This window comes from Sorangium sp. So ce448 (genome assembly GCF_051520915.1).
GTDB lineage: Bacteria > Myxococcota_A > Polyangia > Polyangiales > Polyangiaceae > Sorangium > Sorangium cellulosum_B.
Genome location: NZ_CP150343.1, coordinates 361,597 through 376,020, shown reverse-complemented (window position 1 = coordinate 376,020; position 14,424 = coordinate 361,597). Strand labels below are relative to the sequence as shown.

13 protein-coding genes are annotated in these 14,424 nt (G+C 72.1%); 11 read left to right on the top strand and 2 right to left on the bottom strand.

The genetic code is table 11. The annotated features are described in order from the left end of the window. The first annotated feature begins 3 nt into the window (after positions 1–3). The 7 genes from cas7g to WMF45_RS01455 all read left to right on the top strand — a co-directional run bounded on the left by cas7g (position 4) and on the right by WMF45_RS01455 (position 6,670). On the top strand, positions 4–1,074 hold the full coding sequence (gene cas7g / locus WMF45_RS01485; protein WP_437715196.1) for a type I-G CRISPR-associated RAMP protein Csb1/Cas7g: 1,071 nt from the start codon (positions 4–6) through the stop codon (positions 1,072–1,074). A gap of 7 nt (positions 1,075–1,081) precedes the next feature. Beyond that, the gene (gene csb2, locus WMF45_RS01480) at positions 1,082–2,527 is read left to right on the top strand and encodes a type I-G CRISPR-associated protein Csb2 (protein WP_437715195.1); all 1,446 of its coding nucleotides are present in this window, start codon (positions 1,082–1,084) and stop codon (positions 2,525–2,527) included. A 103-nt stretch (positions 2,528–2,630) separates the two neighbouring features. Next, positions 2,631–3,377 carry a radical SAM protein gene (locus WMF45_RS01475; RefSeq protein ID WP_437715194.1) on the top strand — a complete coding sequence of 249 codons (747 nt, stop codon included), beginning with the start codon at positions 2,631–2,633 and terminating at the stop codon, positions 3,375–3,377. Further along, positions 3,374–4,450 (top strand): radical SAM protein, encoded by a 1,077-nt coding sequence (locus WMF45_RS01470; protein WP_437715193.1) that lies wholly within the window; start codon positions 3,374–3,376, stop codon positions 4,448–4,450. The genes WMF45_RS01475 and WMF45_RS01470 overlap by 4 nt, the downstream gene beginning before the upstream one ends. Further along, complete coding sequence (locus WMF45_RS01465) at positions 4,447–5,451, top strand: class I SAM-dependent methyltransferase (protein ID WP_437715192.1); 1,005 nt, start codon at positions 4,447–4,449, stop codon at positions 5,449–5,451. The genes WMF45_RS01470 and WMF45_RS01465 overlap by 4 nt, the downstream gene beginning before the upstream one ends. After that, entirely contained in the window at positions 5,451–6,068 is a 618-nt protein-coding gene (locus WMF45_RS01460) for an AAA family ATPase (protein ID WP_437715191.1), read from the top strand. The genes WMF45_RS01465 and WMF45_RS01460 overlap by 1 nt, the downstream gene beginning before the upstream one ends. Further along, a complete protein-coding gene (locus WMF45_RS01455) occupies positions 6,062–6,670 on the top strand; it encodes a Uma2 family endonuclease (RefSeq protein ID WP_437715190.1) in 609 nt (202 codons plus the stop codon). The genes WMF45_RS01460 and WMF45_RS01455 overlap by 7 nt, the downstream gene beginning before the upstream one ends. A 69-nt stretch (positions 6,671–6,739) precedes the next feature. Here the strand turns inward: WMF45_RS01455 and dnaX are convergent, their stop codons facing one another. Continuing rightward, positions 6,740–9,103, bottom strand: a complete 2,364-nt coding sequence (gene dnaX / locus WMF45_RS01450; protein WP_437715189.1) for a DNA polymerase III subunit gamma/tau — start codon at positions 9,101–9,103, stop codon at positions 6,740–6,742. Between the two features lie 404 nt (positions 9,104–9,507). Here dnaX and WMF45_RS01445 point away from each other — a divergent pair, with 404 nt between their 5' ends. The 4 genes from WMF45_RS01445 (at position 9,508) to WMF45_RS01430 (ending at position 13,355) form a co-directional block, all read left to right on the top strand. Beyond that, complete coding sequence (locus WMF45_RS01445; RefSeq protein ID WP_437719478.1) at positions 9,508–9,831, top strand: YbaB/EbfC family nucleoid-associated protein; 324 nt, start codon at positions 9,508–9,510, stop codon at positions 9,829–9,831. Between the two features lie 98 nt (positions 9,832–9,929). Further along, complete coding sequence (gene recR / locus WMF45_RS01440) at positions 9,930–10,544, top strand: recombination mediator RecR (protein WP_044967626.1); 615 nt, start codon at positions 9,930–9,932, stop codon at positions 10,542–10,544. Positions 10,545–10,640: 96 nt separating this feature from the next. Further along, complete coding sequence (locus WMF45_RS01435; protein ID WP_437715188.1) at positions 10,641–11,027, top strand: RidA family protein; 387 nt, start codon at positions 10,641–10,643, stop codon at positions 11,025–11,027. 54 nt (positions 11,028–11,081) lie between these two features. Further along, positions 11,082–13,355, top strand: a complete 2,274-nt coding sequence (locus WMF45_RS01430) for a hypothetical protein (RefSeq protein ID WP_437715187.1) — start codon at positions 11,082–11,084, stop codon at positions 13,353–13,355. 116 nt (positions 13,356–13,471) lie between these two features. Here the strand turns inward: WMF45_RS01430 and WMF45_RS01425 are convergent, their stop codons facing one another. Next, complete coding sequence (locus tag WMF45_RS01425; RefSeq protein ID WP_437715186.1) at positions 13,472–14,305, bottom strand: hypothetical protein; 834 nt, start codon at positions 14,303–14,305, stop codon at positions 13,472–13,474. Positions 14,306–14,424: the final 119 nt, after the last annotated feature.

Here is a 14,424-nt window from a genome sequence, read left to right as displayed (position 1 = left end):
TCCATGTCTGAACTCACGAAACTCGATGCGCTTCTCGGTGACGCTGGACCGGCGGCCCTGGTGCTCCTGGACGAGCTGGTCTCCGTGGAGGGGCCGGAAGGCGTCGTCTTCCCGCCGACGTTCGCGGCGGGAGACACCTTCGCTGGCGGCTACAATATTGATGGCCCTCCCGACGGCGAGAACGTTTGTCTGATCGACAGCGTCGGCTCTCAGGCCAATCGTATCGAGCCGATGTTCGGCAAAGCCCCTTACGCGGAGCTGGTGCCGCAAATCGGCATTCGGGCAGGCGACCGCATCGTGAGCCTGCTGGAAGCAGGACACCGCGCGGGCGACGCGGTGGTGCGTTGTTCGTCGCTTCAGGAAGAGCTCCAGCAGGCGTTCAAAGCGCTATTGAAGGGCGATGCGGGGCCGCTCGCCCGCGTGGCGCCGACGTCGCTGGTCTTCGGGGTCTGGGACTCTCGCGACACGCAGGCGAAGGCGCCGCGCCTCATCGCTTCAACGATCCGGGCACGCAACGTACGCAAGCTGACACGCTCCGCGCAGTACGTCCCGGCCATCGACTACGTGGGGCACGAGTTGCTCGAGGAGCCGGCGGACAAGTCGACGAAGAGTGCCTACGCCGAGCGCGGCTTCATTCATGTGCCAGCGAGCGCGTCGCACGGCGGTGTGATCGCGAAGGGGGGCATCCGGCGGGAAGCGACGCTCAGCCTGGCGGCGCTCCGGCTGCTGGCTGCCGGCAGCGACCCGGAGCGGACGAGGTCCCTTCGCCGCTACCTGCTCGGTGTCGCGGTCACCGCGTTCACCGCGAACGTGTCGGGGTATCTGCGGCAGGGCTGCAACCTCGTGCTTGACGCGTCGAAGCCCGAGCCACGCCGGATCGAGGAAGTCTATCCGTCCGGAGAGCGCAGGCCCTTCACGCTCTCCCACGAAGAGGCGATCACTTATGCGAAGGCTGCGGCGAAGGCCTTCGGGGTAGGCGAGAGCCGCACGGTCGATTTCGACAAGGAACGCGCCAGGCGCGACATTGCAGGAGACGGCGAGAAGAAGGCCAAGGGCAAGAAGGCCAAGGGGTGATGTGATCATGCCGTCCGAGCTCCGCGTCACGGTTCACTTCCTCCAGCCGTACAGCCACGGCCGGGGGGAGGACGGTCATCCCGAATGGCCGCCGTCGCCGCTGCGGTTGTTCCAGGCTCTCGTCGCGTCGTCGGTGGGACGTCAGGGCGACCCGGAACGACGTGCCCGCACGGTCGCGGCGCTGCGCTGGCTGGAGCGTCAAGCGGCGCCCGAGATCGTGGCGCCGCCCGCGGTGCCCACGGGCTCGCCGTATCGGCTCTTCGTGCCGGACAACGTCGGCGACAAGGTCGCCAAGGCGTGGTCTGCAGGTCGCGACGCGAGCCTGGCCGACTACCGCACCGAGAAAGATGTGCGGCCGGTGCGGCTGGGGGGAGAGCAGGCGGCGGTCCATTACGTGTTCCTAGGTGTCGAAGAGCTCGACGCGCACCTGGCGACGCTCCGCGCGGCGGCCCGCTCGATCACGCACCTGGGCTGGGGCATCGACATGGTGGCGGGCGATGCGAGCGACGCGGCGGGAGGCATCCGAGGCGAGCGATGGATCCCTGGCAGACACGGCGGCCGGACGCTGCGGCGCCCGATCGCGGGGACATTCGATGCATTGGAGCGCAAGCACACGCAGTTTCTCCAGCGGCTCGACCGGGGGACGTTCCGGCCGGTACCCCCGCTCTCGACCTTCGCGCTCGAGCCGTACTCGCGTGTCACCGATCCCGCGCCTCGGCCCTTCGTCGCGTTCCGGTTGATCGAGCCGATCACCGGCGACCGGCTCTCACTGGATCCACCGAGGCGGGCGCGCGATGTCGCGGCGTGGGTCCGGCATGCGGTCGCCGAGCTATGTGAGGGTTGGCCCTTCGGCTCGGCGGAAACGCTCGTTCATGGGCACGGTCAGGACGTGGACGCGCGCAATGTGCCTCCGGCGAGGTTCTCGTTTGTGCCGCTGCCGACGATCACGCCTCGGTCCGGGCGGGCAGAGGGAATCGCCCGTGTGATGGTGGCGGCGCCGCCCGGCCTCGACGAGCAGCTCGCGTGGATGCAGAGCCATCTCGCCGGATATGATCTCGTGTGGGAGGGAGAGCCGGTGGCGTTCCTCGACCCGCTGCCGTCAAACGACTGGGTCTTGTCTCGGTATGTCATGGCCAGCGAGCAGTGGTCGACCGTGACGCCCGTGGTGCTGCCAGGTCACGACGACCGATCACCTCGGAAGGCCGAGCGTCTCCTGAGGAAGGCCTTCCTCCAGGCGGGCTTCGAGCCCGAGGTCGTCGATGCGATCGAAGAGCTCGAATGGCGGAAGGTCGGTTTCCGCCCTGGCGTCGACGTCGCGAGCCGGTACCTACCCCCGGACAAAGTCAGCGGTCCGATGTACCACGTTCGCGTCCGCTTCTCGGGGCCGCAGGTCGGCCCCGTTGCGATCGGATCTGGGCGATTCCGCGGGATGGGGGTGTTTGCGGTGCAGTGAGGCGGCGCTGTCGCGAGCCCCCCGCTTTCCTCGTCACTCCACCGATCCGCAGATCCCCTTCATCCCCTCCCCACCCCGCCGTATCCTCCTCGCAGGAGGCTCCATGCCGACCGCGACGCGCCCCCAGAACGCCACGCTCACGGGCACGCTGCCGCTCGACCGCCCCACGGCGGAGCGGCCGCACCGGCTCTACGTGGCCACCTCGAACCACTGCAACCGCTCCTGCCCGTGGTGCTGCACCTGCTCGTCGCCCCGGGGGCAGACCTTCCTCGCCCTCGACCGCTACCTCGCGAGCTTCCCGGCCGAGGGCCCCTTCGAGGTGCAGCTCGAGGGCGGCGAGCCCACGATCCACCCGCACTTCGACGAGATGGTCCACCTCGCCCGCGCCGAGCCCCGCTGCGCGCGCGTCGTCGTCGTGACCAACGGCGTCGAGATCCCGCGCGATCCAGCCGGCCTCGACGCGTGGCTCCAGAAGCTCGGCGAGCCCGCCACGATCAAGCTCTCGGTGAACCACCACCTCCTCGAGAACGACGACGGGCTGCTCGCCCTCGCGCGCGCCCTGCGCGAGCGGCTCTCCGCGCTCGGCGGCGATCGCCAGCTCGTTCTGAACGTCCGGCTGCGCAAGACCGAGCCCGACGGCGATGCATGGGTCGTCGAGGCGGTGCGCGACGCGGGGCTCCTCGAGCTCGCCAACGTGTTCCACCTCCAGCGCTATGGCTTCGCGCAGAAGCGCGAGGACTGGGACGAGCCTTTCCTCGTCGGGACCCATTTCACGATGCTCAACCCGGACGGCAGCGCCTTCGGCCCCGACCTCGTGGCGCGCTCCGACGCGATGAGGAGGCTGCCGTGAGCGCCCGCCCCTTCCGCGAGGAATGGCGCCGCCTGAAGAGCCGCGCCTTCGATCTCAAGGGCAACAGCACCGCCGGCGACACGGTGCGCTTCGACCTGTGGGGGCGGCCAATCGAGGTCTATCGCAACGCGAACTTCTCCATCTACAGCCGTCAGCCCTGCAATGCGAAATGCCACTTCTGCGTCGAGGAGCTCAGGCCCGCGTCGCGCGGGCGCAGCCTGTCGGTGCAGAAGAGCGTCGAGGACGACGACGGCCGTTATTTCGATGCCATGGCGGCGTCCCTGGAAGCGCTCCGCCCGCTCGATCCGACGATCTCGGTGACCGGCGGCGAGCCGAGCCACGATCCGCGATTGCCCCGCATCCTCGCGCTCGGGCAGGCCCACCGGGGCCGCAAGCGGACGCTCACGACGAACGGCTCGGGGCTGCTCCAGCAGCGCGAAGGAAAGCGGGTGATCGACTGGATCGTCGACACCGGTATCCAGCACCTCAACATCAGCCGCGCCCACCCCGATCACGACAGGAACGCACGGCTGATGGTGATGAAGGACGGCCTCCGCGCCGACGAGCTGCGCAGCGTCGTGGCGGCGGCGGCCGCGGGCGGCACCCGGGTGCGCCTCTCGTGCGTGCTCCTCGACGGGCAGATCGACGCGGTCGAGCCCATCGTCGATTACCTGCGCTTCGCCCGGTCGCTCGGCGTGGACAACGTGATCTTCCGGCAGCTGATGAAGACCGACCCGACCGCGGTGGTCGAGAACCACGTCGTCAAATACAGCGATCGCGCCCGCGTCCGCCTCGAGCCGCTCCTCGACGCGCTGAGCGCCGACGCGCGGTTCTCGTTCGAGCGGCAGATCGTGGGTTATTACTACTATGTCGAGGTGTTCCGCTTCGAGGACATGGATGTCGTCTTCGAGGAGGCCGACCTCGCCCAGCTCGAGGAGACGAAGCGCTCGGGCCCGGGCATCGTCCACGAGCTCATCTTCCACCCCAATGCGAGGCTCGCCTCGACCTGGCAACCCTGGGACGGCATCCTCGGCCCTCCCCCTTCGATGCGCGCCTCGCTGCCCACGTCATGACACCGCTCATCCTCCCCCTTCCTTATATCGGTCGGAATCTGCTCTTCCTCGAGGAGGCCCTGGACGAGCTCGAAGAGCGCGGCGCTCCTCACCCTCTCCTGTTCCGCGCGAGCGAGGCGGACAAGCTGTCTCGCCTCCTCGAGCACGGCACCGACCGCGCCGGATACCCCGGAGAGAGGGCCTGGACCGACGGCCCGGATCAAGGGCGTCCGATCCGGCACGAAGACGTGATCTTCGCGACGACCGAAGGCGAGATCCGGAGAGGGGAACGGGAGCCCGAGCGGTCCACGTCGCTCAAGAAATTCGCCGTGATCGAGCGGCCTCTGTTCATCGCGCACGACGCCCGCTGCTTCGTCAAGCTGTGCGACAGGCAGTACGAGTACCGCGATCCGGCGCAGAAGCGAGCGGCGCTGCTCGCGCTGTTCCCGGTGACCCGGGTCGCGCCCATCCAGGGCTGGTTCTCCGAGGAGGACGGCCTCGCCTACCGGGCGCTCGTGCGCCCCCTCCGGGGCGGCGCGATGGTCGAGGTGGGCTCGTGGAAAGGGCTCTCCACGGCGTACGTCGGGCGGCTCGCCGCGAAGAATGGAGTCGCGCTCCATTGCGTCGATACCTGGGAAGGCTCGAGCGACAAGTACGCCGACAGGTATCGCGCCATGCTCGCCGCGGAGGACGTGCCCGGCGCGTTCAGGGCGAACATGGCGGCGCTCGGGATCCAGCCAGACGTGCTCCGGATGGCGTCCACCGACGCGGCGGCGCGCTTCGCCGACGCCAGCCTGGATCTCGTGTTCCTCGACGGCTCGCACGACCGCGCGGCCGTGCTCGCCGATCTCGAAGCCTGGTGGCCAAGGCTCAAGCCGGGCGCCGTCCTGGCCGGCCATGACCACAACGAGGATCACGCGGGCGTCATGGAGGCTGTCGCTCACTTCATGTCCCGCATCGGGCGGGCGATCGAGCGCAGCGCAGGCTCGGTGTGGTGGGCGCGGCGATCGGCGGGCTGGTGATGAGCAAACCTCTCTTCGTGGCGACAGGGGCCTATTCGTGCGGCAAGACCACGACGCTCCGTCACCTCGCGTCCACGCGGGGCTACCGCGTGCACGTCGAGGCGCACCGGCGCGTGCTCGACGAGCTCGGCGCGCGCACCCACGGCCACGCGCCGGACGCGCCGTTTCACCCGATCGACGCGCCGGAGCACCTCTGTCCGATGTGTCGAAAGCGGGAGTTTGCCGCGCTCGTGCTGGAGACCCAGAAGAAGATCGAGGCGGACGCGCGCGATGGAGACTGGCTGGAGCGCGGGTACCTCGATCCGGTCGAGTACTACCTGCGCACGAGCGGAGAGGCGGAGTACCCCTGGCCGGAAGGTGAGCCCGCGTTCGAGCGCTATGCGCTGGTGTTCCTGTTCGCCGTGATGCCGGAGCTCCAGGAGCCGCGCTGGGGCAAGAGCAGAGAGGCGCGCGCCGCCGAGGCGGAGCGGATCAACCAGCGGCTCGGCGCGCTCTACCGCGCTTCGGGCTTCGAGGTGATCGACGTCGGCCCCGGCACGGCGGAGGAGCGGGCGGAGTTCCTTGCGAGCCGCGCGCGGCTCATCGAGCGTGATATCCTGGGCACGAGCCCATGGTAGCCGCTGCGCACATGCCGCTTCCGTCCTCGACCGCTCCTGCGGGGGAGCAGCGGTTCGTGCTCCACGGCGTCCCCTGGCAGACCTACGTGAGGCTGCGGGACGAGCTCGACACCCCTGGCCTGCGGATGACCTTCTGCGAGGGAACGCTGGAGCTGATGAGGCCGTCCATCGATCACGAAGTGGCGAAGAAGAGCATCGCCCGCCTCATCGAGCTCTTCGCGCTGGAGCGGGACGTGCCTCTCTACGGCTACGGCTCGACCACGTTCCGGCGCGAGGCCAAGTCACGCGGCCTCGAGCCCGACGAGTGCTATTGCGTTGGCGGCACGCTGAAGGAATTCCCCGATATCGCGATCGAGGTGGTGTTGACGAGCGGCGGGCTCGACAAGCTGCCTGTGTACAGCGGGCTCGGCGTCCGCGAAGTCTGGTTCTGGGAGCGCGATGCGTTCCACCTCCACGCGCTGCGCGGCGAGCAGTACGAGCCCATCGCGGCCAGCGAGCTCATTCCGGATCTGGATCTCGTCGCGCTCGCGCGCTTCGTGCGCTGGACGGATCAACACGAGGCGGTCAAGGCGTTCCGCAGCTGGCTGCGAAACCGAGGCTGAGGCCGCCCCGCCGTCAGCCCACGACCATGCTCGGCGCGCCAGGGCGCATGGCGCGGCGGCGCGGGGCCCTCACCCCTCCGCGAAGTCCTGAGCGAGCCGCACGTCCTTGAGCTCCGCGCCGAGCAGCTCGATCGCGGCCGTGACGAGCGGGTGGTCGGCCACGGCGCGCTTGGCAGCGTCGATGCGGGCCTTGCGCTCGGCGGTCTCGACCTGGGCGAGCGACGGGCCGGCGCTGCCGCGGGTGATCGTCTCGAAGACCAGCTCGGCGGGGGCGCCGAAGTGGGCGCCGAGGACGCGGGCGAGCAGGTCGCGGGACGCCGGCTCGGTGGCCTGACCGGACAGGAACGAGTTCGCCTCGTAGCCGAGCGCGACGCGGGTCGGCGTGAGCTCCAGCACCGCCGCGTGCTCGAGGACGGAGGCGAGCGCTGGCCGCTGCACCCTGACTGCGGCGATCACCGCGCGCCAGGTGGCGAGGTCCTCGGCGCTCATCGCTGGCGGCGGCGGCGCGCTCGACGCTGGCGCCGGGCCCTGCGCCGAGGGCGGCGCGCTCGACGCTGGCGCCGGGCCCTGCGCCGAGGGCGGCGCGCTCGACCTCGGCGCCGAGCCGGGCGCCACGAACTGCGGCGCGCTCTGCGGAACGGAGTACAGCGCGCCGCGCGGCGACGGCGGCGGAGCGCTGTCGGCGCGGTACGCGGGCGCGACCGCGCCGCTCGCGTACGGCGACGCCTTCGCGAAGGCCGGCGCGGCGCCGCCGCCCGCAAAGCTGGTCGCTGCGCCGTGCACGCCCGGCGCGCCGTTCACGAAGGGGACGACGTTGGCAGCCGACGTGCCGCTCGCCGCGACACCGCCGTTCGCCGCCATGCCGCCGTGCGCTCTCGCCACCCCGCTCCCGCCCGGCGCGCCATAGACGGCCGCCGCGCCGTTCGCTCGCGCCACGCCGTTCGCCGCCGCCACGCCATTCAACGCCGCCGCGCCGTTCGCCGCCGCGCCGGTCGGTCTCCCAGCCCCGCCCGCGCCCGCTGCGCCGCTCGCGAAGGCGACGCCGTTCGCCGGCGCGCCGGTGGCTGCCGCGCCGTTCGCTCGCGCCACGCCGTTCGCCGCCGCCACGCCATTCAACGCCGCCGCGCCGGAGGCGCGCGCGTCCTCGGGCGCAGCCTCGGCCGAGGCCGCCCCGCGCCGGGGCGCTGCCGCTCCGCCCGACGGCGCGCCGGGCCGCTGCGGCCCGCGCTCCGGCGCGCCGCCACCGCCACCCCCGCCGCCGCCTCCGCCGCCTCCGCCGTTCAGGCGCCGCTCGAGATCGCCGAGGCGGCGCAGCAGCTCGTCGATCGGCAGGAGCGGCGGCCTCCGGGCGAGCCGGACGAGCGCCATCTCGAACGAGGCGCGCGGCTGGCCGCTCCGGGCGATGTCGTCGAACGCGCGCGAGAAGCCCTGGTGCAGCCGCGTGAGATCGTCCGCGTCCGCCCGCGCCGCGAGCGCGCGCGTGTCGGCGACCTCTTCGTCCGCGAGATCCAGGAGCGGCGCCGGATCCTCGCAGACCTTGGCCACCACGAGATCGCGCAGGTGCGCGAGGAAATCGCGGGCCACGTGGGGCAGATCGTACCCCTCCTGCGCGAGCTCGCCGACGATGCGCACGCACGCCGCAGGGTCGCCGTCCACGAGCGCGCCCGCGAGCCGGTGCAGCACGACGCGGTCGGCGACGCCGAGCACCTTCGCCACCCCCTCGGCCGTGATGCGATCGCCGCTCGTCCCCACCCACGCGATCACCTGGTCGAGCAGGCTCATCGCGTCGCGCATGCTCCCCGCCGCCTCCCGCGCGAGCGCGCTGAGCGCCGGGTCGTCGGCGGGGATCTTCTCCTGATCGAGCACCCAGCGGAGCCGCGCCGCGATCGCCTGCGCCCCGATGAGCTTGAAGTCGTAGCGCTGGCACCGGCTCAGGATGGTGACCGGGACCTTGTGCACCTCCGTCGTCGCGAAGATGAACTTCACGTGCGGCGGCGGCTCCTCGAGCGTCTTCAAGAACGCGTTCCACGCCGCGTTCGAGAGCATGTGGACCTCGTCCACGATGAAGATCTTGAACCGGTCGCGCGCCGGCCGGTACGGCAGGCTCTCCTGGAGCTTGCGCACCTCGTCGACGCCGTTGTAGCTCGCGCCGTCGATCTCCTGGACGTCGACGTCCGCGCCGACCGTGATCTCGGCGCACGGCGCGCACGTCTGGCAGGGCGTCGCCGTCGGCCCGTGGACGCAGTTCAGCGCCTTCGCGAGGATGCGGGCGCTCGTCGTCTTGCCGACCCCGCGGACGCCCGTGAAGAGGAACGCGTGGGCGACGCGATCCCGCGCGATGGCGTTGGCGAGCGTCGTGGAGACGTGCTCCTGTCCGACGAGATCCTCGAAGGACTGCGGGCGCCATTTCCGCGCGAGGACGACGTAGCTCATACGCTGCTCGACTAGCACCTTCTCGCGGGCGCGTCGCCGCGGCTGTGGCCGGTACGGAAGTCGCCCTGCATTCCGGAGAGTTTGCCAGAATTGCCGCACAAAATGCACCCCGCACGCGCCGGGGCCGGAACCGGGCCGGAACCGGCCGGAACCGCGCCTCCGCACGCGCCAAGGAGCCCCTGGAGAGCGCGCCAGCGAGCCCCCTGAAGAGACGGAGGAGCCCGCTCGCGGCGGGCGGCCCCGGAGGGAGACGCCCGTGGTGCCGCGCGCTGCGTCGAACGGCCGCGCGCTGCGTTGGCGGGCCGCGCGTCCAGCGCCCCTCCTCGTCCCCGTCCCCTCCCCCGTCCCCCTCCCCTTCACGGTTGCGGCGCGGCGCGGTTCACGGCATAGACGCCGATCTGAATATGCAATTTCGCGGCGGAATGAACGAGCTGGTTCGCCAGGCGGCGCGCATGCAGCGCAAGATCGACCAGGTGAAGGGCGAGCTGAAGGACCGCGAGGTGAGCGCGACCGCCGCCGGCGACAAGGTCACCGTCGTGGTCTCCTGCGAGGGCAAGGTGCGCCGGATCGAGGTCGACCCCGCCTTCCTCGCGAGCGAGGGCCTGGAGATGGCGCTCGACGCCATCGTGGCCGCATCGAACTCGGCGCTCGACGCGGCCGACAAGCTCGTCGAGACCGAGATCACCAAGGTGACCGGCGGCGTCAAGCTCCCCGGCATGCACACTTGACGGCGTTGCGTTCCCCGTCGTCGCTCCCCGGCTCCTCGAAGGTCCCGAACGGCGACCGGGGCGCGCCCGCGGCCGGCTTCCGGAGCGCGCCCGGCGGCCTGCCCGGCCGGCTGTCGCGGGTCGCCCAGCTGCTCGCGCGCCTGCCGGGCGTGGGAGAGAAGACGGCGCAGCGCTTCGCCCTCTTCCTCGTGACCGCCGGCGAGGACACAGCGCGCGACCTGGGGGGCGAGCTCGTCGAGCTCTGCGATCACATCAGGCCGTGCATCCGGTGCGGCCACATCGCCGAGCTCGACGACGGCGGCCGGGCGCTCTGCGCCATTTGCCTGGACACGCGGCGCGACGGCGCGCTCCTGTGCGTTGTCGCGCGCGTCCAGGACCTCCTGGCGATCGAGCGGAGCGGTGCGATGCGCGGGCGGTACTTCGTGCTCGGCCGGCTCCTCTCGCCGCTCGAGGGGGTCGGCGCCGAGGAGCTGCCGCTCGAGGCGCTCCGGGCGCGCGTGCGCGATCCCGAGCAGCCGGTGAGGGAGGTGCTGGTCGCCACCCCGCCTTCCGTCGACGGAGAGGCGACCGCGCTCCTGCTCGCGCGGGAGCTCGGCGCGATGGGGATCCAGGTCACGCGGATCGCCAGCGGCGTGCCGCACGGGGGAGATCTGGAGTTCGCCGACCAGGTGACGCTGGGGCGAGCCATCGAAGGCCGGAAGAGCTTCGGCTAGCAGGAAACGCGAGAATCGGCCCCAGCCCACGAAAGCGAGGGGCGGGGCGGGCGGGCGTTCTTCACGCCGAAGCGCCCACGAATTTCAGAGGTCGACATGTCCAGAATCGCCATCACATCCGATCGGGCCCCGCGCGCCATCGGCCCCTACTCGCAGGCCGTCAAGGCCGGAGATCTCGTGTTCTGCAGCGGCCAGATCCCGATCGATCCCGCGACGGGCGAGCTCGTCGCCGGGGGGATCGAGGAGCAGACGGCCCGGGTGATCAAGAACCTGACCGAGGTGCTGTCCGCGGCCGGCGCGAGCTGGAGCGACGTGGTGAAGACCACGATTTACCTGACGGACCTCGCGGATTTCGCCATCGTCAACCAGGTGTACGGAGCAGCCGTCGGCGGCGTGCTGCCCGCACGGGCGACGGTGCAGGTGGCGGCGCTGCCCAAGGGCGCCGCCGTCGAGATCGAAGCTGTTGCCCATCTTTCGCGATAATCGGGGAGCCGCGGCCGCGGTCCCCATCTCCACTATGTCCCCGGGAGCCTCGACATGAGCACAAAGAACGAGAGCGAGAGCACGGAGCGGACCGCCAGCGCAGTTCCCGAATCTGCGCGCGAAGGCGCCCCCGATGCAGAGAGCGGAGACAAGCCGCGCGCGCGGCGGGTCGTCCGGTCGGCGAGCACGTCCGTCGGCGCGAGCGGCGCGAGCGGCGTGAAGCGGACCGACGAGCCCTCCGAGGGCGCGTCGGCGCAGCCCGCAGGCGAGGCGCCGCGCCCCTCGTCGAAGGCCGCCGCAAAGGAACCGCAGGGCTCGCTGCTGGATCTCATCGCGCCCCGCAAGCGGCCGGCGCTGGCAGACGCGCCGCCGCCGCCGACGACCGAGGACGCCGCGCCGCCTCCGGCCGCCGCGCCGCGGGTGGTGCGCGACTACCGCGCGCCCAGGCCCGAGCGGCCCGCCGTGGCCTCCGGCGGGCCGAGGCCCGACCGCGGGCCCAGGCCCGACCGTGGCCCGCGCCCCGACCGTGGACCGAGGCCCGACCGAGGCCCGCGCCCCGACCGCGGGCCCAGGCCCGACCGTGGACCCAGGCCCGAGCAGGGCCCTGGAGCGGCGCAGGTAGCAGGCGCAGAGCAGGGCGCGAGGCCCGAGCGCGGGCCGCGCCCCGACCGACCCTGGTCCGACCGCGGGCCGAGGCCCGACCGTGGGCCGAGGCCCGACCGCGGGCCGCGCCCTGACCGTGGACCGAGGCCCGACCGTGGACCGAGGCCCGACCGCGGCTTCTCGGCGCGGCCGGCAGCAGAAGGCGGGCGGCCGCAGGGCCCCGGGGGCGCCGAAGGACGAGCGCCCGCCGCGGCGAAGCAGCAGCAGAGCGACCGGATGGTGACCGTGGTCGGCCAGGGCGCGACCGCGACGGTCGTGACGGGCAAGAGCGCCCGGCAGCCGCAGGGCCCGGCCAAGCCGGCGCACCTCCTCTTCGCGCTCCCGGCCGCCAAGGCGAAGCCGGTCGCGACAGCGGACAAGCCGGCGCTCACGGCGCGCGAGGCGCTCGGCGCGCGGACCGCGAAGGCCCAGCAGGCCGCGGCCACCGCGAAGAGCAAGGCCGAGAGCGGCGCCCGCCCGGAAGGCAGCCCGAGCGCCGGGGCGGCGAAGGTCGACTTCGACGCCGAGGTGCTCGCGGCGGGCTGGGATCGGGCGCTCGAGGCGCTGAAGTCGGCGGGCGACGCCGCGCCGGCGCTCGTCGACGCCTGGCTCGGCGCCTCCAACGCGGAGGCGATCGCGGCGGCGGCCGAGTCGGAGGACGCCTCCGGCGCGGCGCGGAAGGCGGCCCGGCGCGCGCTCAACGTGATCAAGTCGCGCGGGGTGACGATCCCGACGCGCCCGCGCGTGGTGCGGCTCGCGGAGGAGCGCGCCGAGGTGGTCGAGGCGACGCTCATCCCGCCCGACTCGAGCGGGACCGAGGCCATCGCGATCACGAGCCGCGACACCAGCGGCCGCTACCGGATCGCCGAGGTGATCGTGCGCGACTCGGTCGGCGTGCTGCACGCCGGCGCGGGGTGGCTCAGCGGCTCGCAGATCAAGGAGGGCCGCGCGCGCGCGTACGAGAACCTGGGCACGGCGCCCGTGCCGGTCTCCCTGGAGTGGGCGCGCCACCGGATCGCGGCCGCGAAGCGGCAGAACGCGGTGTCGGGGCAGGTCGTGCCGCTCGGGTTCGAGGGATGTCGCGATCTCATCGAGCCCGCGCCGGACGCCGAGCCGAGGCACCCGGTGGCGGACCTCGAAGAGAGCCTGACGGACGAGCTTGTGACGGCGCAGATCGCCGGCTCCGCCGCGCTGCACGAGGAGCCCGAGTTCCGGCACTGGCTGCCCTCGCGGCCGGCGCTCGACGAGCTCCTGCAGAAGGTCGGCCAGCGGCTCGGGGCCGCCGGGATGCGCGATCCCGGGCTCGTGAACACGGCCCTGCGGGAGGAGATCGACCTCGCGACCGACCGCTTCTTCTCGCCCGAGGTGCGCGGGCAGCTCGCGACGCGGATTCGAAGCAGCGCCGTGTCGCTGCGGGCGCGCAGGGGCGACGCGGCGGCCACCACCGCCCTCGCCGTCGCGCGCGCCATCAAGGACGCCGGGCTGATCACCTCCCCGCCGCGGGAGATCCCCTTCCTGGCGGCCTTCTTCCAGAAGGCGCTCGGCGTGCTCGCCCAGCAGGGCGGCGGGCAGCTGCGGATCCCGGTCCCGGCCGGGGCCGTCCCGCCCGCGAGGGACGCCGCGGCGGGCGGCGAGGAGCCCGCCGAGGGCTCGGGCCCCGAGGCCCAGCCGTCGACCGGCGGCTGATGATCGGGAGCGCCGGCCTCGCCGGCGCGCCGGCGACGCGAAGCCGGTGACCCAAGGACCAGGAGGCGAGCCCGGAGCGACCCGGCGCTCGCCTCTCGGCTTTTGTCCTGGTGGAGCTACTTCACCGCGATGGTGATGTCGCCGTTCTCGGTGAAGAGCTCGAGCAGGCCGCCGTCGCCGTCACCCATCGTGTACGACGTCGCGCTGCCCTGGCCGGCGGTGGCCCACGTCGAGGGGATGCCCTGCTCCACGACGTCGCCGTTGAGCGTCTGCGCGGTCATCGTCCCGTCCACCCCGGCCGGCACCGAGAGCTCGATCGCGCCGTTGCCGGAGCTGATCGCGCCATCGGAGGCGCTCCACGCGTCGAGGTCGACGAAGACATGGCCGTTGTCGGTGGTCACGTCGATCGCGCCGCGCGCGCCGACCACGTCGATGCTGCCGTTGTCGCTCACCACCGTGGTGCCCCGGGACGGGGCGCCATCCAGGTTGATCTCGACGCCGCCGTTGTCCTGCTCGACACGGAGCCCGCCGTCGAACGCGGCGGGCAGGACGACCTGGATGTCGGCGCCCAGCCCTCCCCACCCGCCCGAGACGCGCCGCGTCGAGATCACGACATCACCCTCGGTGATCGCGGCGAGCTTGAGGTCGTTCTCGATCTCCTCCACCGCGATCTGGTTCTCGTCCTTCTTGCGCATCGTGAACGGGGAGAAGGTGACCTCGACCTCGCTCACGTCCCCGGTGACGACCTCGACATCCCCGTTCTCGCTCACGATGCGGACGCTCTGGGTCGACAGGTAGTCGACCCGAGCGCGCTCCTTGGTGCCCTCGTAACGTACGAGGGTCTCAGCGGTGATGGAGTTGTCGTCGATGCTCAGGGCACACCCGGCCGTCGCTGCAGCGGACACGGAGCACACCAGGAAGCAGGCGATTCGAAGCGAGCGATTCATCATGGATTCCTCTCGGGCAGATTGTACGGCGGGCGAAGTGCGAGCCCCATCCGACCCGCGCAGGGAACGTGCCGGCCAGTTCCTTGGACGCGCGCTCCGAGCGGCACGTCATGGATCGCAAG

What these genes read in the sequence shown, in the direction of transcription:
- cas7g (WP_437715196.1), top strand. Translation starts at nt 4, where the DNA reads ATGTCTGAACTCACGAAACTCGATGCGCTTCTCGGTGACGCTGGACCG.
- csb2 (WP_437715195.1), top strand. Translation starts at nt 1,082, where the DNA reads ATGCCGTCCGAGCTCCGCGTCACGGTTCACTTCCTCCAGCCGTACAGC.
- WMF45_RS01475 (WP_437715194.1), top strand. Translation starts at nt 2,631, where the DNA reads ATGCCGACCGCGACGCGCCCCCAGAACGCCACGCTCACGGGCACGCTG.
- WMF45_RS01465 (WP_437715192.1), top strand. Translation starts at nt 4,447, where the DNA reads ATGACACCGCTCATCCTCCCCCTTCCTTATATCGGTCGGAATCTGCTC.
- WMF45_RS01460 (WP_437715191.1), top strand. Translation starts at nt 5,451, where the DNA reads ATGAGCAAACCTCTCTTCGTGGCGACAGGGGCCTATTCGTGCGGCAAG.
- WMF45_RS01455 (WP_437715190.1), top strand. Translation starts at nt 6,062, where the DNA reads ATGGTAGCCGCTGCGCACATGCCGCTTCCGTCCTCGACCGCTCCTGCG.
- dnaX (WP_437715189.1), bottom strand. Translation starts at nt 9,103, where the DNA reads ATGAGCTACGTCGTCCTCGCGCGGAAATGGCGCCCGCAGTCCTTCGAG.
- WMF45_RS01445 (WP_437719478.1), top strand. Translation starts at nt 9,508, where the DNA reads ATGCAATTTCGCGGCGGAATGAACGAGCTGGTTCGCCAGGCGGCGCGC.
- WMF45_RS01435 (WP_437715188.1), top strand. Translation starts at nt 10,641, where the DNA reads ATGTCCAGAATCGCCATCACATCCGATCGGGCCCCGCGCGCCATCGGC.
- WMF45_RS01430 (WP_437715187.1), top strand. Translation starts at nt 11,082, where the DNA reads ATGAGCACAAAGAACGAGAGCGAGAGCACGGAGCGGACCGCCAGCGCA.
- WMF45_RS01425 (WP_437715186.1), bottom strand. Translation starts at nt 14,305, where the DNA reads ATGATGAATCGCTCGCTTCGAATCGCCTGCTTCCTGGTGTGCTCCGTG.